This is a genomic window from Staphylococcus kloosii, from assembly GCF_032139365.1.
Taxonomy (GTDB): Bacteria; Bacillota; Bacilli; order Staphylococcales; family Staphylococcaceae; genus Staphylococcus; species Staphylococcus kloosii_A.
This window is the reverse complement of the sequence record NZ_JAVTDB010000035.1, coordinates 55,837-77,541: the sequence shown is the minus strand read 5'-3', so window position 1 is coordinate 77,541 and position 21,705 is coordinate 55,837. Positions and strand designations below refer to the sequence as shown.

Here is a 21,705-nt window from a genome sequence, read left to right as displayed (position 1 = left end):
TTTTATGATACGCTATCCAATCTTAAAAAATAATGCTGTCATAGGTGTCACTGCACCATCTTCAGGGTTACCAAAACAGTTACATCACTTTACTGACGAAATTAAAAATAGATTTAATGGTTATCATGAAGTGGTGTTTGGCGCTACTACTTATACCCAATACAAAGGAAAATCAGCAGATGCAGTTACACGTGCCAAAGAATTTAATCAATTTATGCTTGATGACGAAATCGATGCCGTTATTCCGCCATTCGGTGGCGAACTTGCTTTAGAAATGATAGATAAAATTAACTTCGGACGTTTAGAACCTAAATGGCTAATAGGTTATTCAGACATAAGTTTAGTGTCGCTCGCTATTACTTTAACGACAGGCATAGCCACTGCTCACGGTACGAATATTGTTGATTTACGTGGACAATATAGTGATAGTACAACACAAATGTGGCACGAAGTTTTACAAACACCTCAAAATGATTCGGTGGTTCAATACGCATCACAACACTTCCAAAGTGTTTGGCCAGATAAACCAACAGATTATATTTTTAATTTCGACACACCGACAGAATGGAAATCTATTAATAATGAACCTGTCACTATTGAAGGCAGAATGTTAGGCGGTTGTATCGACGTTATTCATCATCTTATCGGTACGCCCTACGGAAACCTAAGTAATTTTAGGCACCAATATATCAATAATGAACCGATTATTTGGTACTTTGAAAATTGCGATGCGGAACCTACATCGTTAAGGAGAATGTTAGTGCAAATGAAACTCGCAGGCTGGTTTGATTATTGCAATGGGATCGTTTTTGGTAGAACTGCTATGAGCTATGAAACATACGATTACAGTATTGTAGACGTCTATGAAAATATTGCGGACGATTTAAATATTCCTATTATTTATGATATAAATTGCGGTCATTTACCGCCGCAAATCACTTTTGTTAACGGCTCTTACGGTACTATCGAATACGCTAACGGCAAAGGTAAAGTGATTCAAGCATTTATTTAGCATTGCTTTGGTCATATAGCTTAACATGTTGAAAATTTTTGTTAAAAAGTTAATAGTTAATAAATATTTAATAGAATTTGACGTCATAACCTTTTAAAATAACTTTATAAATGTACTTGGTAACCTTTTGTGGTAGTTAAAACTGCAATTAAGACTTCTAAGTACATTCACACATCTACGAACAACACTTGGAGGACAAAAGACAACATGACTTTTACGATTTTACTGTTATTTTTTATTGTGCGGTTATACAGCTTGAAAATTTCAATAAACCACACACAACAATTAATCCAAAAAGGTGCTAAAGAATACGGAGCACTAAATTCAAAGTATCTCGCATTTAACCATATATTAATTTATGTAGGTGCAGCAGTCGAAGCACTGATTAACAAAGACGCTTTTAGCCTGTTTAATGGTCTTGGATTAGTATTACTGATTGCAGGATACGCTGTCCTATTTCATGTGATTAAAGCTTTAGGTTCTATCTGGACACTTAAATTATTTATTTTACCAGAGCATCCTATCGTAAAATCTGGTCTCTACAAAATAACAAAACACCCTAACTATTATTTAAATATTGTACCTGAGCTTATCGGCGTATTGTTGCTCACACATGCAACATACACAAGCGTATTGCTTATACCATATGCTTACTTCTTACACACTAGAATCGTACAAGAAGAAAAGATGATGAATTTATAAAATAAAACTAGCACAAGTCTGGACATATGTCTCCAGACTCTTTTTTATATTGGTAGTAAATGACTGAATTAAGAAAACGCTTGTATCAAACTCTTTCAACGCTAGTCCTCATTGTCGGGACGGGCTACAAAATGTTCTTATAAAACAAGAATTTTGTCCCATTTCTTTTTTAGTATTTATAATTTTAATACACGTTAATTGATGAAATTTACATAGTTTAATTACACAGTTATAAAATCCACCCTTTTAATTTTGTTAAGTCATCGTTAAAATAAATATATTATTATTTGAATTTTCAGATTTTTAAAAAGGAGGTCTTTCTATGGAAAACGAAAATAAATTGTGGAAAGATTGGCGGCTACATCTATTAGTTTTAGTTATTATGGTTGTTTCTGAGGTCATTGGGGCTCATAAAATACCATTAGGCTTCTCTTCTATCTTATTGTTACCAGTGGTTTACGCTGTTTTACTAGGTTTAATCGCATATTTTACACCACTGGTAAAACGAAAACAGGCTAAAAACTCTGAACCTTTAGTTTTCATATCTGTCGCATTATTAATTGCTAAATTTGGTGTCGAGGCTGGACCTGCTTTACCGAAAATTATCTCTGCGGGACCCGCGCTTATTTTACAAGAAATAGGAAATCTTGGAACTATCTTAATTTCTTTGCCATTGGCTGTTTTATTAGGTTTAAGAAGAGAATCAATCGGCATGACACATTCTATCGGACGCGAACCCAACCTGGCATTAATAACAGAAAAATTTGGTATTAGTTCTCCAGAATGGCGTGGTGTTATGTCTATGTATATATTTGGCACGATTTTTGGGGCAATCTTTTTCAGTATTTTTGCTGGCATAATTATATCTATACTTCCTTTAAGTCCTTTAGCTTATGCAATGGCAACTGGTGTCGGCAGTGGCGTAATGACGGCTGCAGCTTTAGGACCATTAGTAGAAATGTATCCGCACCAATCAAGTACGATAACAGCATTTTCAGGCGTTAGTAATTTACTGACTTCGGTGACAGGGCTATATATGGGAATATTAATCGCATTACCATTAACTCAAAAATACTACGCAGGTTTTATGAAAGTGAAAAGTAAATTTAGTAAAAATAAGGAGTGATTAACATGTCTTCTAAAGTAATAAATTGGATTCTTACATTATGTGTAGTGGGCTTTATCGCACTACTTAGTAACTTTATTGGCTATAATACATCAATGCTTGAAGGCTTACCTGGTATAATTGTGCTCATGTTAATCGCTTTGGTTGGATTAATTTTAAGTAATGTTATTCCATTAAATATTCCAAGTATTGCTTATATAGGCGTGATCGGCTTAATCATTACGATTCCTGGCTTTCCTGGTTCAACACTTACTGTTCATTGGACCGAAAAAGTTGATCTAATGTCACTAGCAACACCCGTAGTAGCATATGCCGGTGTGTCTATCGGAAATTCATGGGTCGACTTCGCTAAATTAGGTTGGAAAACAATTATAGTAGGAATGGTAGTTCTAATAAGTACATACATAGGTTCTGCGGTAGTAGCGGAAATAGTCTTACGTATTCAAGGACTTGTATAAATAACAAGGAAAAGTAACGTTATAGTTACTTTTCCTTATTTATGATATTAAAGGTGGTATCTCATTATGTTAGAAAGTAAAAGACTCATATTACATAAACCTGATTTGTCATTTAATGCACCGTTGTATGACATACACTCGAATAGAAAGGCTACGCAATATACACCTAAAAGAAGACACATAGATATTACAGAAACGAATAAAATGCTAAAAGATTGGATAAATCATTGGCATAAATATGGCTTTGGTTATTTTGTTATTGTTGAGAAAAATAGTAGTAAAGTAATTGGTAGCGGAGGTGCAGAAAAAATGACATTTGCACACAAAACATACTTTAATTTATATTATCGACTCCACCCTCAATTTACTGGCCAAGGTTATGCAACCGAAGCCATACAAACAGTTATCGATTGGTTAGTCGAATTAGATACTACTATGCCTTTTGTTATTAGAACTGATAAAAATAATGTTCCATCGATTAATCTTGCCACTCGTTTAGGCTTTTATAGAGACCCTAATTTCGACAATTTCGAAGACACGAATGATTTATTCTTTTTTAACAACTATCTCTCATAATTTAAATAAAGAAGACCGCTTACCGTCTTCTTTATTATAAAATATTAATGAAAATTTACTTATTGTAAAAACCAGTAGTCTTCTTTTTCACCTTGCAAATAAGTATAACCACTAGGAATTTCTCCGTGATCTCTAATATCATTATCGATTGCATCACGTACGTCCCACACTAAATGAATAAATGTTTGTAATTTATCGGCAAAAAAGCCATTTGATGCATCCATGTTTAATACCTTTTCTACCTGCTTAACAGATATATTCAATTGATGGGCTAAATCTTCTTCCGTAAGTGAAGATTGTTCAAAATGCGCAATCAATTCTTCACTTGTAATACGTCTTTGTTCTTTATCTAAAGTCATGATATTAACCCTCTTCCTTTTTTAAAATCACAATTTGTGATAACAATTAGTGTTAATACTTATTTAAAATCGATTTGTCACCTATGCACCGTCTATATATCAATGACTGATAATATGTTACATACAATATAACATTTTTCACATATGTTGTGCGTATTCAATTTTAACTTTTTAGATTAACTCTAAAAAATACCAATTACCACTTCAATTTCAGGTAATTGGTACTTATTTTTAATAATTGAATTCTTGTTCAATAACCTCTTTGTTTTCTCGTTGCATTTTAGTATATTGTTGTCCTTTTACTACTTTACTTGGTGTCACTTCTACTTTTGGATACATAGTCAATGTAACTAATCCTACTATGCCATAGACCATAAATGTCACCGCGTAGTTCAAGTTATCTATTAAAGTTCCAGCTACCATTGAACCTAAAACCTGTCCAACAGCCAACATAAAAAATGGGATTCCGATACCTAAAGAAGCATTTTTCACAAATATTTTTACACCCCATACAAGTAATACACCAGTTAAAAAGATATAGCTTGCGCCAAAGAGTGATGAAGCAATAAATGGAATTAACCATATTTTAGAAGTAAACACTAATAAAATTGAAGCTAAAGATAACAGTGTAACGCCTAATATATAAGCAAAACGTAATCCTCGCTTATCGATAATGCTTCCTGAAATGCCGCCTATTACACCTAAGGCACCTATTAAAATCCAAAATATTGATAATGCAGTATTTGAATAATGATCAGTATGCTCAATAAAAGATTTAGAAAACGTCCAAAATGGCGCTGTTGAAAATCCTAATACTGTCGATGCAATAATTATTTTTTTACTATTATTAATATCTCTAATATTTAATGAACCTGTTTCGATTTTAATATCTTTATTTAATGCCGGAATGGCATAAAAATTCCAAATCAAGACGATTAAAGCGATGACACTATAAATTAGATATGTCATTCTCCAATCCAAGAAGATAATCATTGCGGTAAGCCCAGTAAACATTAAACCAAAGCTAGTACCCGAATTAATCCACGTATTCGCCTTACCTTGTTCAGGCCATTTAATCCACAATGAAATGGTATACCCATAAGGTGGTGATACTAAACCAGTGCTAGCACCAGCAAATATTACACCTAGCGATAACATTAAGCCATTCGGTGCAGTGCTAATCAATATTAATCCAATTAATACACTTAAGCTAGACAACATAATCATATTTTTAGGCCCAATTTTATTCGTACGTAAAGTAGAATATACAATTGTAAAACAATAAGATAGATAGAATAACGAAGATATTAAACCTGAGCTCGAGGCACTTAAGTGCATATCCCGAGAAATGTTTGGTAAAAACAAACCAAAGCTAAAACGCCCTAAGCCATAAGTAGTTGCTATCATAGCAATGCCCGGTAAAACTAATTTAGAGAATTTCATTTTCTTACATACTTCCTTTTGTATAGAACGTTCATTCTATTTTATAGTAAAATGATACGAGATTGAATATTAGTCAATCTCGTGCTTTATGACACTATTTTAACTCGCTTCATCAATAAAAAGATTCGCTACATATAATGCATGCTTCGTTGCTTCCTCCACTCCGATTAATGTCGTCATAGAAGTAGTACCTTCCATTAACATCGTATAACGAATAGCCAAATCATGACCATTTTTAAATCCTGAAGCGTTGGCTAGATTTTCTAAATAGTTGAGCAAACGCTGCTTATGCCCCCTAGCAATAGATTCAATTTGATTATCAGCATCAGTATAATCCTCTATAGCACGCATAAACAAATCACCCGTATACGAGTAATCATTCAACCATTTACAATGACCATTAACAGCAGCAATAAAAGGCTCAGATGAATGTTGTTTTACATTTTCATCCAAATAAGACCAATACCGCTGCTCACGTTGTTTCAAAACCTCTTCAATCAATTGCTCTTTAGAGTCAAAATGATTGTACAACGTCATCGTAGCAACATTAGCCTCTTTAATTATTTGTTTCAAACCCACGCCATTAAAACCATTTTCATAAAATAACCTTTCAGCAACTTCTAATAAATCATCTTTTTTCTTAGACATAAGACCCACTCATCCAACTAGAATAATCGTTCTATCTAAAAGTAACATATTTCATTTTGAGCTGTCAAAATGATGGTTATACTTCATTCAAAATTTTATATGATAAGCAGAAATTATTTAATATTGTTAGTAGTCTGAAATTTGTCAATAAACTTAAAAACAAAAATCCACCTATTGTCTTTCTAAATAGGTGGATTTCATTTTATTTTAATTGTGACATTTCTTTTCTATCGATGGTATTCACTTTATCTTTAGCTTTTCCTTTTAACTCCCCTAGTTTTTCAATTTCTTCTAAAGTTCTACCTTTAGATTCTGGCAAGCATATCTTCACAAATAAGACGCCAATCAAACAAATGATTCCGAAAATTGCGAATACTAATTGTTGAGAAAAATATGCGGTCATTACTGGGAATAACAGTCCTACTAAAAATGAACCTATCCAATTTAGCGATGATGCTGCGCCAGAGGCTAATCCTCGAATAGCTAACGGGAATATTTCACCAACAATAACCCAAGTCAACGGTGCCCATGTAAATGAATAAAATGCTACATAAATACTTAAAAATACAACGATTAAAATTGGGTTAGTAGATGGTGCAAAAATATGGATGATGGCAGGTAATATAAACGATAACCCCATCACAAACCCACCAATCATAAGCAGTGTTCTTCTTTTAAACTTATCAGCAATTGCTATAAATAATAATGATCCTAATACCAATATTATCCCTTGAATAATTGGCCACATTAAAGCTGAACTTGCATTTTTACCAGTGGCTTGTTCTACAATTAATGGAATGTAATAAAATATTGCATTTGCACCCTGAAATTGTTGAAAGGCTGCTACGCCTAACCCTGCAACTACTAAATATTTGTATTTTCCATTAAATAAGGTTGCAAGTGAATGATTTGTTAAAGTTTTATTCTCTAGTTGGATTGTATTTTTAATTTCATTGTATTCTTTTTCAACGTCTTGGTTATTTCTAATATGTGTTAATACTGTTTTAGCTTCTTCAAATTTCCCTTTTTTAATTAAAAATCGTGGTGATTCAGGTAATTTTAATACACCTAGATATAAAATCAATGCTGGTATAGCTGCAATACTCAGCATTAATCTCCAACCAATTTCTATAGGTAATTCTCTAAGAAAATAATCAACTATATATGAAATGAGCATTCCAGACACTATCATAGTTTGATTTATTCCGGATAACTGACCTCGATACTTTGCAGGAGCCATTTCTGACATATAAGCCGGCACTAACGCAGAAGAAGCACCAACAGCAATTCCTAATATTACTCTTGATATAATTAAAAAGTAGTTACCATCGTGAGGTGCTATTCCTGATAAAATTGAACCTACAACAAATATAATAGCCGAAATTAATATCATCTTTCTACGACCTAATTTGTCCGATACTCTGCCTGCTAAAATCCCTCCAAAAATTGCACCTAACATAACTGAAGATGTAATCAATCCAATTATCATTCCATTATCTATGTTCCAATCTTCTTTCAAAAATGGTAGTGCGCCAGTCATAACCCCTATATCATAACCGAAAAGAATTCCGCCAAATGCTCCAAAGAAATAGATAAAACGATTCGAAACTTTACTATTTAATTTCATCCCAACCACCCTTTATATTTAATCCCAATATTTAAATGGAATTATTGAATTAATTCATATTCAGCGTTAAATAATTTAAATAATGACGTAATTTGAGGGATTGTTAATTCTAATGAAAGTACAGAATGGTGACCACCTCCTGCTTCTATCCATCTTCTAATACCTTGTTCAAACGACGGTTTGACATCCCATAAAATTCGAGCTACTGGTAAATTTGGTGCCTCTTCATCTACAGTTTTGGCATTGATTTCATTAACAATAAATTTATAATGTGTACCTAAATCTATCATCGTTACCATTACACCTTCACCCTGCTTACCATCAAAGACAAGTCTTGCTGGGTCATCTTTTCCACCTATACCTAAAGGATTAACTACAATTTTAGGCTTTGTACTAGCTAAGGTTGGGTCTACTTCTAACATGTGGGAACCTAAAACATGCTTGTAAGCTTCTCTCATATCATATGTGTAATCTTCTATAAAACCTGTAGCTTTATTTTGTGTTGTGATTTTCAACAAACGATCTAAGGCAGCCGTCTTCCAATCACCTTCACCAGCAAAACCATAACCCTGTTCATTTAACCTTTGTACTGCTAAACCAGGAAGTTGTTTCATACCATGTAAGTCTTCGAAGTTAGTAGTGAATGCAGTGTAACCACCGTCATCTAAAAATTGTTTTATAGCTATTTCATATTTAATTTGTTTTATAACTGACTTTTCAAATTCCTCTTTACTGTAATCTCTATAGTCAAAATCATAAGCCTCTTTATAATTTTCAAATAACTCATTAACTTCTTTTTCTGAAACTTTATTTATATATTCAACTAAATCCCCAATACCGAAATAATCTACAGTCCAACCAAATTTAATTTGTGCTTCTATCTTATCCCCTTCAGTTACTGCAACATTACGCATGTTATCTCCGAATCTGGCTACTTTTAAGTCAAAACTTTCATAATAAGTATTAGCAACATGCATCCATTCATTTATTCTTAGTTGAACTGCTGTATCTTGCCAATGACCAAAGACAACTTCATTATTTTTATTCAAACGTCTATTAATAAAGCCGTATTCTCTATCACCATGAGCTGACTGATTTAAGTTCATATAATCCATATCAATATCAGCCCATGGAATTTCTTTATTAAACTGAGTTGCTAAATGTAATAATGGCTTTTGTAATAATTGCGTCCCTCTAATCCAAGTTTTTGCTGGAGAAAAAGTATGCATCCAAGTAATTACTCCAACTACATCATCTCTATAATTAGCTTCTTTCATTATGTTTTTAATAACATCTGCAGATATAGCTAACTTTTCTTGCAATTTGATTTCAAAATCTAAATCAGCAGTATTATTCAATGTTTCTACAATCGTTTCAGCATTATGTTTTACTTGCGCTAATGCCTCATCCCCATATAGTTCTTGTGATCCGACTACAAACCAGAATATTTTTGACTTCTTCATTATAATTCCTCCTATTTTTGACCATAATAAGCATTTACGCCATGTTTTCTTTGATAGTGTTTATCTAAAATCGATTGCGGTAACGTTTCAGCAAAGGGATTTAATTGCCTAGTGAAAATATTCATTTTGCATACTTCTTCTAAAACTACAGCGTTCATAACCGCATTTTCACAATCTTTTCCCCAGACAAATGGAGCATGACCGTGTAATAAAACAGCCGGTATTTCCCAATGGTTTAAACCTCTTTTTTCAAAAGTTTCTATAATAACATTTCCTGTTTCATACTCGTAATCTTTATTTATCTCTTCGTTATTTAAAAACCTGGCACATGGAATCGAACCATAAAATGTGTCAGCATGTGTGGTTCCCATAGCCGGTACATCAAGTCCTGATTGTGACCAAGTGGTTGCCCATGGTGAATGTGTATGAACTATGCTCCCAATATCATTGAATTTTTTATATAAAGCTGCATGTGTAGGCATATCAGATGATGGTTTAAGCGTCCCTTCAACTACTTCACAATTTAAATTACAGACAACCATATCGTCGGGAGACATACTGTCGTAATCTACGCCGCTAGGTTTAATCACGAAAAGTTGTTGTTCTGAATCAAATGCACTAGCATTGCCCCATGTATACTTAATAAGTCCCCTTTGGGGTAACTCTAAATTAGCCTTATAAACTTCTTGCTTCAGTTGCTCTAGCATTTTTATCATCTCCTAAATAGTAATTAGCATCCCTTTCAATCTTTAATCCGCGCTTCATTCTATTTAAATAATTTTGGAAATTTTGTACTTCTTTATCATTTGGTTCAATTGTTACTTCATTTGTATTTATAAATACTTTTTCATTTAGAAATTGTTCTAAAGTTATTTGTTCATCTAATGCAGCATAATAGCCTAATATACTAATCCCCCAAGCACCACCTTCACTAGCTGTATCCATTACTGTAATTCTTTCTTGAAGGGCTGAAGATAATACTTGTTGCGCAATATTTTTAGTTTTAAAAATCCCACCATGCGCTATTAGTTTTGATAAATTAATATTTTCATTTTCTTGCAGTAAATCAATACCTATTTTCAATGTGCTAAACGCACTATATAAATGCATTTTCATAAAGTTAGCTAGGTTGAAATTATTATTAGGCAACCTAATAAACAGTGGATGTCCTACATCTACATCAGTTATATTCTCTCCAGAAATATAGTTGTATGATAAAAGTCCACCTAAATCGTCATCACTGGAAAGCGATGTTTCAAATATTTGTCCGTACATCTTTTCAGATGAAAAATTAACTCCCATTGTTTCTAATACTTCGGAAAACAAATTCATCCAATCATTTATATCCGAGGTACAGTTATTCACATGAATCATAGCTACTTCTTTACCATCTGGAGTTGTAACAACATCAACTTCAGGATAATAATTTTGCAATTTATTATTTAAAACTATCATTGCAAATGCGCTTGTGCCTGCTGAAATATTCCCAGTGTTAGCCGTAATTGACTTTGTTGCTACCATACCTGTAGCAGCATCACCTTCCGGCGGACATAATATGCATCCAGACTCCAGTTTTTCTGTTGGATCTAATAATTTTGCGCCAATTTCAGTTAAACGACCAGCGAATTCACCAGCTAATTTCACCTGTGGTAGTATACTTTCAATCGAGTTGCCAAAACCATGTGTTGCAAATAAATCTTGAGCTTCACTCAATAAATCTTGTCTGTAATTATTAGTACTTATATCTACGGGAAACATGCCTGAAGCATCACCTAAACCTATTACTTTCTCTCCAGTTAAATACCAGTGTATATATCCAGATAAAGTAGTAATAAATTCAACTTGTGATGTATGTGATTCTTTATTTAAAATTGCTTGATATATATGCGCAATACTCCATCTTTCTGGAATATTGAAATTAAATATATCAGTTAATTTTTTAGCGGCTTCTTTTGTATTACCGTTACGCCATGTTCTAAATGGCACTAGTAGATCATCATTATTATCAAATGCTAAATATCCATGCATCATAGCACTAATACCAATAGAATTAACTTTAGTTAATGTAACACCCGTTTTATCAAATAAATCTTGTGCCATAGCACCATAACTTTGTTGTAGACCTACCCAAATATCATTAGCGGAATATGTCCAAAAACCATCTACAAATTTATTTTCCCATTGAAAACTACCCGAAGCTCTTACATTAAGTTTTTTATCAATAGCAATTGTTTTTATTCTTGTAGAACCTAACTCAATACCTATTGATAATTCTTCACTATTTAAATTATTCAATTTTATACCTCCTAAAAAACGCTTACATGTACAATATAATATTTGTCCGTATAAGTCAATAAATAGATTATAGTAATACGTACAAATATAAAATGTAATAAAAAAAGAACCTTTTATAAAGGTCCTTTAATAGCTTATTTTCTTAAATGTTTTTTAAATCTTTGACTGAACTTCTTTCGATTATATATGTATCAATTAATTCAGACTTCAGTACCTTCTCTTGCTCAATAGCTTCAATTATTAAATTAGCAGCTTTGGTACCCAAAAGCTCTTGAGGATGGGCAGTAGTAGTCAAATTTAATTCTTTTAACCTGCTCAAAATCGAATTATCTTCACCAACTATTGAAATGTCTTGAGGTATATTTACGTTGCATTGTCTCAATTGATGAATAATGTCATATGCTATCTCGTCATTGTAGCATACTAATGCTGAAACACTGATGTTTCTATTACTAATGTGCTCAACTATTTGTTCTATAACTTTTTGGCGACTTTCAGTGTTGTACGTATAAATATATTCACCATTAAATAATTTATCATTTTGTTCAAAGGCATTAAAATAACCTTTCATTCTTAATTTCCCTTGATTATCATCAATTTTTGTAATTAAAGCAATTTTTTCATGACCTTGATCAATAAGATATTGCGTAGCTAAATATCCTGACTTTACATCATCAATAGCTATATAAGGTAAATTTAATTCTTCATAATTTGCATTTATCATTAATATTGGAATATCTCTTTGTTTAAATAAAGGGTAGTAAGATAAATTAGGATTATAAACATTACTTTTTGTGGGTTCGACAATAAGTCCTGATACGCCTTGATTTAGCATCATTTCTAAACATTGCTTTTCATCTTCGTGATTATTATTTGTACTCGCTAATATTAGTGAGTATCCTTGCTTTTTTAACTCTTTTTCGATACCTCTAATGATGTTAGGAAATATATATTCAGATAAATATGTAACAATCACACCTATTTTTTTCAGACTTTTGTCTTGATTACTACTTAAGTATTTATTACTGACAAAAGAACCAGAACCCTTTTTCTTTTTAATATATCCCTCAGAAACTAATAAGTCCATGGCCTGTCTAATTGTATACCTACTTAAGTTATATCTATCTTGAAATTGTTTTTCTGTAGGTAAGAGCATTCCAATATGATAATTTTTATTTATAATTTTTTCTTTAATTTCATCTGCTACAATCTGGTATTTTGGCTTATCCATTATTGAAAATCTCCCCTAAAATCGTCACTTTTACTAATAAATTTATTATATCATACGCATAATTCGTTCACTCAGTTAAAATTTATTCATTCCAATTTAAAATTGTATTCAATAGTTTCCAACATATAATCCTATCCACTTATCCACTCTATCAAATATGGGAATACTGGGTGTTCTGGGTTTATACACTCCATATGAGGCAGGTCGTTGAAGATAAATAAATCAATGTTAGCGTGTTCAAATTTGCGAGCAAAATCTAAGGTATTTTGAATGAGTACTCGATCATCATTCTTGCCATGAACTATTAATGTAGAAGCCGAGAGACTTGATTTTTCAATCGGTGACGCTTGTTGCATCAGTTTCTTATCGTCACCGAAATACGCTTTAGCTGCATTTTGACCTAAGCCTTCGTCATATGTGAAAGGCACATCTGTAACTGGCGCTAAAGCGATGACGCGGTCGACGGCTGCTTCATTTAATAACGCGAGTTGACCACCCACAGAATGCCCAATTAAGATTATTTCTTGGTTGCCTTTGTAAAAATCCGACTGCTTAAATTTAGTTAAAGCCGCACTAACGTCTTCATTAGGTGTTGGCCATCCATGTTCGCCTCGGCGATACTCTACCGTTACGACATTAAATCCTTTAGAATCTAACTTTTCAAACAAATCCTTAATGTTCTCTTTAGAATGTTTTTGACGCCAATAGCCCCCATGCACGAGTATGAGCCATTTATCACTCTTGTCATCATTTGCACATACTTCAAAAAATTGTTCTTCAGCATCACCATAATATACTCTTTCCATTGTTTACAACCCCATTTAAAATTTATCTCCATGTCACTAACTACAACACCTATAAATTGCTGACCATCAGCAGCTATCCTTCGTCCTTCGAAAGCCCTATTATAATGGCCCTATCGTGTTTTTAAAGAAATGATACAATTCTTTTGCATCATCGTCGTAATTATTATCGACCCAGTTTTTTAATACTTCTATTAATCCGGCACTCATAAAGTCACACAACATTTCAGGATAATCAGATTCTCGAATTTTCATTGCTAATTCATCACTTTTCTCACATGATTCATCAAACATTAATTGACTGTGTACTTTAATAAGTTCTTGATAAATATCCCCTGACTTCGCTGAAGTAAATAGATGACGAAAAACTTTTTTATTGGCTTCAAAATATGAGACGAAGGTTTCGACGAATGAATCTGTATCTATTTCATTCACGCGTGACTTTAATGTATAACCAATGTACTGTGCAAGATAGTACAATAAGTCATATTTGTCTTCGAAATAACGGTAGAAAGTACTACGATTAATTTCCGCTTCTTCGCAAATTTGTTGGACTGTTATAACATCAAAATAATTAGTATATAGCAATTGGTATGTCACATGGACAATATGTTGAACAGTTCTTTTTTGAACTGGTGATTGTGGTTGCATAATGCTCTCTCTCCAAACTTAAAAATGCTTTACAAGATATATTTAGACGTAGCTTATCACAAGCAAACATAAGTTAACAAAATGTACCCTCTTAAATTTTAAATTTTTTATGATACATAACATTAAATTTCACACTTTTTTCACATATAAAAATTCCCTGCTCGCAACATGAGAAATAGCACTTTCTACTATGTTACGAACAGGGAATTTATGTGTGAATATCTATATTATTAAATAACTCCTAATCCACCTTATGCTTTAACCTTAGTTGCCAACATCTTGTTTCCAATCATCAACTTTACTGTCATGATCGTCTACATAATCTTTAGCCGTTTGTTCAGGATTTTTATTGTCGACGAATATTTTCTTAGCTAGTTTTTCTTCGTCTTTCTTACTCCAATCATCGGCAATACGTGTTGCTATTTTATAAGCGCCTGGATGACTTTGTTTAAATTCTTTGTTAAACACTAAATCAATATGTTGGTCTTGTTTACCATAGACTTTGTCTGGATCATCTAACATTTTGAAATCTAGTTCTTTATTAATCCAACTTGGATCCATAGCTGTAAACACTATAGGTTTTTGTTGCTTATAAGCCCCTTGAATTTTCTTGAATTGATCTTGGTCTGAAGATTTATTGAGACTATATTTCTCTAAATCATTGTCTCCAATTTCATCTTTAGTTTGTTTCATTACACCGTTACGTTTATCTGTACCTTGGATTGTCCAATCCACTGATTTTCCGAAATCTTTATCCTTTAAGTCACGGATTGAGCTAACGTCTTGTTCATATTTAGGTACGGCTAGTCCAACTTTTACATTACTAATTAAATGGTGTTGATCATAGACCGTAATTTTATTTTTAAATTTATTGTAATATTTTTTATCTGTAGATGGGAATATGCCATCTGCATGAAATTGGTCTTTATCTTCAGAAACTGAAGCATAGAGTGGTCCACTTGATTGGACTGGTGTTGTAATAACGTTATAGCCAGCTTTCTTCAGGACTTCAGCAATTACTAATGAACGTGCTGTTGAGTTATCTGAAGCAATATATGGGATTTCAACATCTTTATCACCTAATGATGTTTTCTTACTATCCGACGAGCCACCGCCATTACCACAAGCGCTTAGCACTAGGGCTAAGGCTAATGTGGCTATAAGGCCAAACGTTTTCATTAAACGTCGCTTAATCATTCATCGCTTCCTCCTTTTACAATTATTCTATATCTCCATAACCGTTATTTGTGTGTTCATTTTTATATTTGTCATATACCGCTTTATTATTAACACGTGCATATAACATTAAAGCATTGTAGACAATATCTTGATCTGAAGTTTCTTTAGCCAATGCTTCATATAAAGCTGTTGTTTTTTCGATTTTATCTTTGTTCATATCTTCATATGGTTCATGACTTGCATATTGAGAATAGTCTTGGTTTTCTTGCTGAGTTTGCTCATGACCACTACCTTCTTGAGTGTATAACGTTTCATAATCAATATCTTCGTCTTGTTGCGGTTGTTGCGCACCAAAGTAACTTGTAGGTGCTTGATGCGTAAACGTATTACGACCATCATTACTGAAATGATTAGTTTGTTCATTGTCACTGCCCATATATGAAGGTTTTTGACTATCTGCATATGGTCTGTTTTGTGAATCAACATCATTATATTCGTCGTATTCACTAGCATATGCTGTTGTTTGTTGTTGACTGTCTTCTGCACCTTCTTCTAAGGCTTTGCCCTCGATATCGATTTGAGGCATAATGCCATCTAACCATTTAGGAAAATACCATGAAGCTTTACCAAACAACTTAGTTAAGGCTGGAATAATTGTCATACGAACGATAAATGCATCGAATAACACACCGAAACCTAAGGCGATACCTATAGATTTAATTGTTGAATCGTCTTGGAAGACGAATGAAATAAACACACTGAACATAATTAACGCGGCGGCTACGATAACTGGGCCACTTTGTTTTATACCTACGAGTATCGCATGATCATTATCACCAGTCTTACTATATTCTTCATGAACACGTGTCATTAAGAAGAGTTCATAATCTATAGCGAGACCGAAGAGTATACCTATTACAATTACTGGTAGGAAGGCAAGCACAGGACCAGTTGTATCTACACCAAAGAGATTACTTAAAAATCCATCTTGCATAACTAGCGTTGTAAATCCTAAAGTTGCGGCAAGTGATAGTACGAAACCTAACACTGCTTTTAACGGAACAAGAATTGAACGGAAAACAAATGCTAACAATATGAAAGCAATTGCTACGATAACGCCAGCAAATACTGGAATCGCATTATTTAGTTTTTCTGACATATCAATGTTGATCACACTTTGACCTGATATTTCAGTATCTAAATCATATTTTTCTTTGGCTTGACTGTTGTAATCACGCAGTTCATAAGTTAAATCTTGTGTAGATTTAGCATTTGGACCTTCTTCAGGAATAATTGAAAGTAACGCATAATGGTTATTATCATTCAATTGAGCTTTGTTCACTTTATCTACATGATCTAAATCTTTAATGTCATTGCGAATATTGTCTAAGTCATTTTGAATGTCTTTTTTACTACCATCATCTTTAGTATTCACTAACATAACAAGTTGACCATTATAACCTTGTCCAAAGTTATCAGAAATCATTTTATATGCTTTATGTTGAGGTGAATCTAAAGGTTTCAAGCTGTCATCAGGCATACCTAAACGCATGTGAGTTACTGGTAGCAGTGCTAATATTAAAATAACTAGACCGATAAGTGTTGCGATAATAGGCTTGCCAACGATAAATCTACCCCAAGGGCTACTTTTTGAATTTTTAGCTTTAGGCTGTTGTTTATCTCTTTTAGTAGTTAGTTTAATACGTTTATGGAAAATGCTAATTAACGCTGGTAGCAATGTTAACGCTGCTAGAACGGCGAATAACACACTAATTGCAGAAGCGAATCCCATAACTGCTAAGAAATCTATACCTACGAGAGATAAGCCACAAACGGCTACCATTACTGTGATTCCGGCAAAGATAACTGCACTACCTGCAGTACCTACCGCTAAACCGATTGCTTCTATTGAATCTTTACCTTTTTTCGCAATTTCTTTATATCTAAAGAGAATGAATAGCGAGTAATCAATACCAACGGCAAGTCCAATCATAATCGATAGCGTTAAAGTAACGTTTGGAATATCAAAAACTAATGTTAATAATCCGATAAGTCCTACGCTTGTGCCTAAACCAATTAGAGCACTAACTATAGGCATACCTGCTGCAATGATTGAACCAAATGTAATTAACAATATGATAAATGCTGCAATAATACCAACAAGTTCTGAAGTACCACCCGGTTCAGAACCCATAGCCATTTGGTCAGTTTTTTCAACGTGAATATTATGATCATCTGTCACATCTTTAACTTCTCTGTCGATGATTTTTTTAGATTGATCTTTCATACCTGTTTGCGGTACTACATAGTTAATTTCCGCAATTGCAGTATTTTTATCTTTATTAACTTGACCACTATCATAAGGGTTAGAAACGTTTTGGATGTAATCATCATCTTGTTTAATATTATCTAACGCTTTTTCAATATCTTTCTTCGTATCTTTCTTTGTTATGCCATTGTCTTTATCTGAATGGAAGACAATCCGCATCGATGCTTTTTGGCTATCTTGATGAAATTCTTTGCTAATTTTGTCATTAGTATCTAATGATTTAAGACCATTCATTGTAATGTCGTCGTCAAATTTCGGTGAATTAACTGCTAGCATACCTACAATAATTGCAAGTAAGATAATCCATGAAAAAAGAGCCGTCCATTTATGTTTAGCAATGAATGAACCCATTCTGTACAGTAGTTTTGCCAAAACATTCCCTCCTATTTTATTTTAAATTTAAATCATATTACATTTACCCTTTTTTAAACACTTAAAGTATTTTCTGTTTAAAAAATACATTTTCCACTTTACGCTCTTCTTCATATTGTGAACACCATTAGATTTTTCTATATGTCGAAAAATGCAACACATTTAAATATTTGTTGCCCATTTTATGGTAAATGAGATGAAAATTTCATAATCAAAATAGCCTATAAAATTCGCTAAGTTTTAATTAACCAAAGATTTATATATTAAAATGCTACAGTTACTATTAAAATTAAGTTACGCCAAGTTCTATATCGATTTAAATTAGTAATATAGACAGCTTTAATTATGTATAGGGCTAGGCTATGGATTAATAGTTAAAAGGTATTAGCCATAGTTTTTTCAAAGTGTAAAATGAAATCAAATCATTTTTTATATTTTAAGGGGGGAATCATTATGAATTACTCACCAAAACAAGGAACACGTAGTCACGGTTTACCACATGATCCATTTAAAAGTAGTACAGTACCAAGACCTATTGGTTGGATTTCTACTGTTTCTAAAGATGGACACGATAATTTAGCGCCTTACAGTCAATATCAAAACTTAACTTGGGATCCACCTATGGTTATGTTCGCAGCTAATCAATCTGTACTAGGCGACAATGACCGCAAAGATACAGTTAAAAATGCTGAAGAAACGGGTTGGTTTGTATGGAATATGGCAACATATGATTTAAGAGAAGCAGTTAACCTATCTTCTAAAGCGCTCGAACCTGATGTAGATGAGTTTGATTTTGCTGGCGTAACTAAAGCTCCGTGTATTGACGCACCGGCTTCTAGAGTAAAAGAATCTCCTATTCAATTTGAATGTGAATATGTACAAACGATTCGTATTCCGACGGGTGACCCGGTATCAACAGTCGATATTGTTATAGGGAAAGTAGCTCAAGTTCATATCAAAGATGAAGTCATTTTAGATAATGGAAAATTAGATATCAAATCTATTAGACCTATTGCTCGCTTAGGTTATTATGATTACACAGTCGTTGACGAAATATTTGAAATGAAAGCACCAGCTGCTTCTAAAGAAGAATTAGCAGGTCTTGAAGGACGTAATTTCGATAATAAATCTGAATAAATTAGCCTTACCATCATATTAAGGGAGATGGTTTAAATGTCTAAAGTTGCCGAAAAGTCTCAATCTAATAGCAACAATTTCTTTAATGGGGTTAAGTTTTCTGTATATAGCCTTATTGGTATTATTATTTTTTTCGTGCCAATAACTATTAACAATACTTCTTCTATTTTATTAGATCATTTCGTCACATGGATAAGTCAAACCTTACCATTGTTAACAAAGATTTTTATTATGCTCATTATCATTGCAGGTGCTATTTATCCTTTCATTAAAGGGACATGGAAGCGAAGTACCGTCGACATTATTTTTAGCATGTTCAAGGTTTTAGGATTAATTATAGGTATTATGATTATATTCAACATCGGTCCTTCTTGGTTGCTTAATGACAAAACCGGGCAATATGTGTTCAACTTTTTAGTGATTCCTGTAGGCATAACGGTACCTGCTGGGGGCGCGGTACTTGCTTTGCTAGTAGGATATGGATTACTAGAATTTGTTGGGGTTTATGCTCAAAAAGTTATGCATCCAATTTGGAAAACGCCAGGTCGCTCTGCGGTCAACGCTTTGGCTTCTTTTGTGGCAAGTTTCGCTGTGGGTTTATTAATAACAAATAAGGAATACAAAGAGGGAAAATTTACGCACAAGCAAGCTGTCATTATTGCGACGGGCTTTTCTACTGTGACTGTTGCCTTCATGATTGTTATTGCTAAGACTTTAAACTTAATGACCATTTGGAACTTATATTTTTGGACAACACTTATCGTGACTGCAGCCGTAACGGCATGTACGGTGAGAATTTGGCCAATACGTAACATGGACGACAGCTATTATGATCAACCTTATGAAGAAGATGATACGAGTCATTTAAGAGGCATGGAGAAATTGCGTTTCGCTTGGTCAAAAGCTATGGAAGCTGTTGAAGCATCACCAAATGTAGTTAAAAATATTTGGTTAAATTTAAAAGAGAGTTTATTTATGACTATGAGTATTTTGCCTACAATTTTATCTATAGGTTTAATTTGCTTATTGCTCGCACAATATACGGTTATCTTTGATTATATAGCATATATTTTTTATCCTTTAACTTGATTATTACATATTCCGGAGGCATTTTTAGCTGCTAAGAGTTCAGCTATCGGAATAACGGAAATGTTTTTACCTTCTTTAATTGTAGTTCAAGCACCTTTAATCACTAAATTTATCATCGCCGTGACGTCTGTCTCAACAATCATATTCTTTTCAGCAAGCGTTCCAAGTATGCTCTCTACCGATATACCAATACGTATAAGAGATTTAATTGTCATCTGGTTTGAGAGAACAGTCCTAAGTTTAATTATTGTGACACCCATCGCATTTATTTTTTTATAATATAGCAAAAGCTGAGGCGAGTAGGATTGTCCTAATCGTCTCAGCTTTACTAATTGGTATGCGATTTTATCGCAATATTTGTTATTTATGGAATTTGATGTGTAGGTCTGATAACAACTTCATTAATTGACGTATTATCGTCAGTATCTATTGCGCCTACAATCGATTGCGCAATTTCTTCCGGTTTAATGGCATCTTTATAAACTGACTCCATGCCCTCTTTTAATTTATCATCAGTGATAGAATCTAGTAATTCTGTATCTATCGCTCCCGGAGATATAATTGTTGTTCTAATGTTACTACCAACTGAAGCTTCTTCTTGTCTTAACGCTTCAGTTAAGGCACGTACGCCGAATTTAGTGGCACAGTAAACTGCACCGCCCGGATTAACTTTATGTCCGGCTATAGAAGCAACATTAATAATATGGCCTGATTTTTGAGCTCTCATAGATGGTACTACTGCACCAATACCATATAAGACACCTTTTAAATTCACATCTATTGTTTGATTCCACTCATCGACCTTATTGTCGCCTAAGAAGGACTGTGGCATAGGTCCAGCATTATTCAATAATACATCTACTTTGCCATATTCATCTAAGGCAAGTTGTATAAGGCTATTAACTTCATCTGGTTTAGTCACGTCTGTAGCTTGAATAGCTACGTTGTTGTTTAAATTATTTTTAAGTTGTTCGAGCTTTTCAGTTCTTCTTGCACCTAAAACTAATTTAGCTCCTTTTTCATGTAACAGTTTTGCCGTTGCTTCTCCAATACCGCTTGAAGCACCAGTAATGACTACAACTTTATCTTGAATATTGTCACTCATAATTAAACACTCCTAAGTTTTTTAAAGTATGATGTCATGCATCATTTAATAGGCTATATCAATTTAAAAGCACAAGTTGTAATGGTTAAAGTAATTAACC

Annotated in this window: 19 protein-coding genes and 1 pseudogene; 7 read left to right on the top strand and 13 right to left on the bottom strand. The window is 33.3% G+C overall.

Features of this window, described 5'->3' with window-relative positions:
• Positions 1-4 precede the first annotated feature (4 nt).
• The 5 genes from RPL90_RS03850 to RPL90_RS03830 all read left to right on the top strand — a co-directional run bounded on the left by RPL90_RS03850 (position 5) and on the right by RPL90_RS03830 (position 3,874).
• The gene (locus RPL90_RS03850; RefSeq protein ID WP_313545723.1) at positions 5-1,012 is read left to right on the top strand and encodes a S66 family peptidase; all 1,008 of its coding nucleotides are present in this window, start codon (positions 5-7) and stop codon (positions 1,010-1,012) included.
• Positions 1,013-1,219: 207 nt separating this feature from the next.
• Positions 1,220-1,714 carry an isoprenylcysteine carboxyl methyltransferase family protein gene (locus RPL90_RS03845; RefSeq protein WP_313545721.1) on the top strand — a complete coding sequence of 165 codons (495 nt, stop codon included), beginning with the start codon at positions 1,220-1,222 and terminating at the stop codon, positions 1,712-1,714.
• 322 nt (positions 1,715-2,036) lie between these two features.
• Complete coding sequence (locus RPL90_RS03840; protein ID WP_313545719.1) at positions 2,037-2,840, top strand: DUF3100 domain-containing protein; 804 nt, start codon at positions 2,037-2,039, stop codon at positions 2,838-2,840.
• Between the two features lie 5 nt (positions 2,841-2,845).
• A complete protein-coding gene (locus tag RPL90_RS03835; RefSeq protein WP_313545717.1) occupies positions 2,846-3,298 on the top strand; it encodes a hypothetical protein in 453 nt (150 codons plus the stop codon).
• 66 nt (positions 3,299-3,364) lie between these two features.
• On the top strand, positions 3,365-3,874 hold the full coding sequence (locus tag RPL90_RS03830) for a GNAT family N-acetyltransferase (RefSeq protein ID WP_313545715.1): 510 nt from the start codon (positions 3,365-3,367) through the stop codon (positions 3,872-3,874).
• A 59-nt stretch (positions 3,875-3,933) separates the two neighbouring features.
• Here the strand turns inward: RPL90_RS03830 and RPL90_RS03825 are convergent, their stop codons facing one another.
• The 12 genes from RPL90_RS03825 to RPL90_RS03770 form a co-directional block, all read right to left on the bottom strand.
• Positions 3,934-4,233, bottom strand: coding sequence for a DUF2316 family protein (locus RPL90_RS03825; RefSeq protein WP_061853992.1), 300 nt, complete (start codon positions 4,231-4,233; stop codon positions 3,934-3,936).
• A gap of 231 nt (positions 4,234-4,464) precedes the next feature.
• Positions 4,465-5,676, bottom strand: coding sequence for an MFS transporter (locus tag RPL90_RS03820; protein WP_313545712.1), 1,212 nt, complete (start codon positions 5,674-5,676; stop codon positions 4,465-4,467).
• A gap of 99 nt (positions 5,677-5,775) precedes the next feature.
• On the bottom strand, positions 5,776-6,324 hold the full coding sequence (locus RPL90_RS03815) for a TetR/AcrR family transcriptional regulator (protein ID WP_061853994.1): 549 nt from the start codon (positions 6,322-6,324) through the stop codon (positions 5,776-5,778).
• A 202-nt stretch (positions 6,325-6,526) separates the two neighbouring features.
• Positions 6,527-7,951 (bottom strand): sugar porter family MFS transporter, encoded by a 1,425-nt coding sequence (locus RPL90_RS03810; protein ID WP_313545709.1) that lies wholly within the window; start codon positions 7,949-7,951, stop codon positions 6,527-6,529.
• A 41-nt stretch (positions 7,952-7,992) separates the two neighbouring features.
• Complete coding sequence (araA, locus tag RPL90_RS03805; protein ID WP_313545708.1) at positions 7,993-9,414, bottom strand: L-arabinose isomerase; 1,422 nt, start codon at positions 9,412-9,414, stop codon at positions 7,993-7,995.
• An 11-nt stretch (positions 9,415-9,425) separates the two neighbouring features.
• Positions 9,426-10,121, bottom strand: a complete 696-nt coding sequence (locus tag RPL90_RS03800) for an L-ribulose-5-phosphate 4-epimerase (RefSeq protein ID WP_103295332.1) — start codon at positions 10,119-10,121, stop codon at positions 9,426-9,428.
• Positions 10,090-11,709 carry a xylulokinase gene (locus RPL90_RS03795; protein WP_313545704.1) on the bottom strand — a complete coding sequence of 540 codons (1,620 nt, stop codon included), beginning with the start codon at positions 11,707-11,709 and terminating at the stop codon, positions 10,090-10,092. Before RPL90_RS03795 ends, RPL90_RS03800 begins: the two co-directional genes overlap by 32 nt.
• 142 nt (positions 11,710-11,851) lie before the next feature.
• The gene (locus RPL90_RS03790) at positions 11,852-12,940 is read right to left on the bottom strand and encodes a GntR family transcriptional regulator (RefSeq protein ID WP_195708929.1); all 1,089 of its coding nucleotides are present in this window, start codon (positions 12,938-12,940) and stop codon (positions 11,852-11,854) included.
• A gap of 131 nt (positions 12,941-13,071) precedes the next feature.
• A complete protein-coding gene (locus tag RPL90_RS03785) occupies positions 13,072-13,746 on the bottom strand; it encodes an alpha/beta hydrolase family protein (protein WP_313545701.1) in 675 nt (224 codons plus the stop codon).
• A gap of 99 nt (positions 13,747-13,845) precedes the next feature.
• On the bottom strand, positions 13,846-14,394 hold the full coding sequence (locus RPL90_RS03780) for a TetR/AcrR family transcriptional regulator (protein WP_107628808.1): 549 nt from the start codon (positions 14,392-14,394) through the stop codon (positions 13,846-13,848).
• A 264-nt stretch (positions 14,395-14,658) separates the two neighbouring features.
• Entirely contained in the window at positions 14,659-15,591 is a 933-nt protein-coding gene (locus RPL90_RS03775) for a glycine betaine ABC transporter substrate-binding protein (RefSeq protein ID WP_232137122.1), read from the bottom strand.
• 22 nt (positions 15,592-15,613) lie between these two features.
• Positions 15,614-18,274 carry an MMPL family transporter gene (locus tag RPL90_RS03770; protein WP_313545697.1) on the bottom strand — a complete coding sequence of 887 codons (2,661 nt, stop codon included), beginning with the start codon at positions 18,272-18,274 and terminating at the stop codon, positions 15,614-15,616.
• A 453-nt stretch (positions 18,275-18,727) separates the two neighbouring features.
• Here RPL90_RS03770 and RPL90_RS03765 point away from each other — a divergent pair, with 453 nt between their 5' ends.
• On the top strand, positions 18,728-19,411 hold the full coding sequence (locus RPL90_RS03765; RefSeq protein ID WP_061854003.1) for a flavin reductase family protein: 684 nt from the start codon (positions 18,728-18,730) through the stop codon (positions 19,409-19,411).
• Between the two features lie 36 nt (positions 19,412-19,447).
• Positions 19,448-20,779, top strand: a pseudogene (locus RPL90_RS03760) (YjiH family protein).
• A gap of 85 nt (positions 20,780-20,864) precedes the next feature.
• Here RPL90_RS03760 and RPL90_RS03755 read toward each other — a convergent pair.
• Positions 20,865-21,605, bottom strand: a complete 741-nt coding sequence (locus RPL90_RS03755; protein WP_313545693.1) for an SDR family oxidoreductase — start codon at positions 21,603-21,605, stop codon at positions 20,865-20,867.
• Positions 21,606-21,705 lie beyond the last annotated feature (100 nt).

What these genes read in the sequence shown, in the direction of transcription:
- RPL90_RS03850 (WP_313545723.1), top strand. Translation starts at nt 5, where the DNA reads ATGATACGCTATCCAATCTTAAAAAATAATGCTGTCATAGGTGTCACT.
- RPL90_RS03845 (WP_313545721.1), top strand. Translation starts at nt 1,220, where the DNA reads ATGACTTTTACGATTTTACTGTTATTTTTTATTGTGCGGTTATACAGC.
- RPL90_RS03840 (WP_313545719.1), top strand. Translation starts at nt 2,037, where the DNA reads ATGGAAAACGAAAATAAATTGTGGAAAGATTGGCGGCTACATCTATTA.
- RPL90_RS03835 (WP_313545717.1), top strand. Translation starts at nt 2,846, where the DNA reads ATGTCTTCTAAAGTAATAAATTGGATTCTTACATTATGTGTAGTGGGC.
- RPL90_RS03830 (WP_313545715.1), top strand. Translation starts at nt 3,365, where the DNA reads ATGTTAGAAAGTAAAAGACTCATATTACATAAACCTGATTTGTCATTT.
- RPL90_RS03825 (WP_061853992.1), bottom strand. Translation starts at nt 4,233, where the DNA reads ATGACTTTAGATAAAGAACAAAGACGTATTACAAGTGAAGAATTGATT.
- RPL90_RS03820 (WP_313545712.1), bottom strand. Translation starts at nt 5,676, where the DNA reads ATGAAATTCTCTAAATTAGTTTTACCGGGCATTGCTATGATAGCAACT.
- RPL90_RS03815 (WP_061853994.1), bottom strand. Translation starts at nt 6,324, where the DNA reads ATGTCTAAGAAAAAAGATGATTTATTAGAAGTTGCTGAAAGGTTATTT.
- RPL90_RS03810 (WP_313545709.1), bottom strand. Translation starts at nt 7,951, where the DNA reads ATGAAATTAAATAGTAAAGTTTCGAATCGTTTTATCTATTTCTTTGGA.
- araA (WP_313545708.1), bottom strand. Translation starts at nt 9,414, where the DNA reads ATGAAGAAGTCAAAAATATTCTGGTTTGTAGTCGGATCACAAGAACTA.
- RPL90_RS03800 (WP_103295332.1), bottom strand. Translation starts at nt 10,121, where the DNA reads ATGCTAGAGCAACTGAAGCAAGAAGTTTATAAGGCTAATTTAGAGTTA.
- RPL90_RS03790 (WP_195708929.1), bottom strand. Translation starts at nt 12,940, where the DNA reads ATGGATAAGCCAAAATACCAGATTGTAGCAGATGAAATTAAAGAAAAA.
- RPL90_RS03785 (WP_313545701.1), bottom strand. Translation starts at nt 13,746, where the DNA reads ATGGAAAGAGTATATTATGGTGATGCTGAAGAACAATTTTTTGAAGTA.
- RPL90_RS03780 (WP_107628808.1), bottom strand. Translation starts at nt 14,394, where the DNA reads ATGCAACCACAATCACCAGTTCAAAAAAGAACTGTTCAACATATTGTC.
- RPL90_RS03775 (WP_232137122.1), bottom strand. Translation starts at nt 15,591, where the DNA reads ATGATTAAGCGACGTTTAATGAAAACGTTTGGCCTTATAGCCACATTA.
- RPL90_RS03765 (WP_061854003.1), top strand. Translation starts at nt 18,728, where the DNA reads ATGAATTACTCACCAAAACAAGGAACACGTAGTCACGGTTTACCACAT.
- RPL90_RS03755 (WP_313545693.1), bottom strand. Translation starts at nt 21,605, where the DNA reads ATGAGTGACAATATTCAAGATAAAGTTGTAGTCATTACTGGTGCTTCA.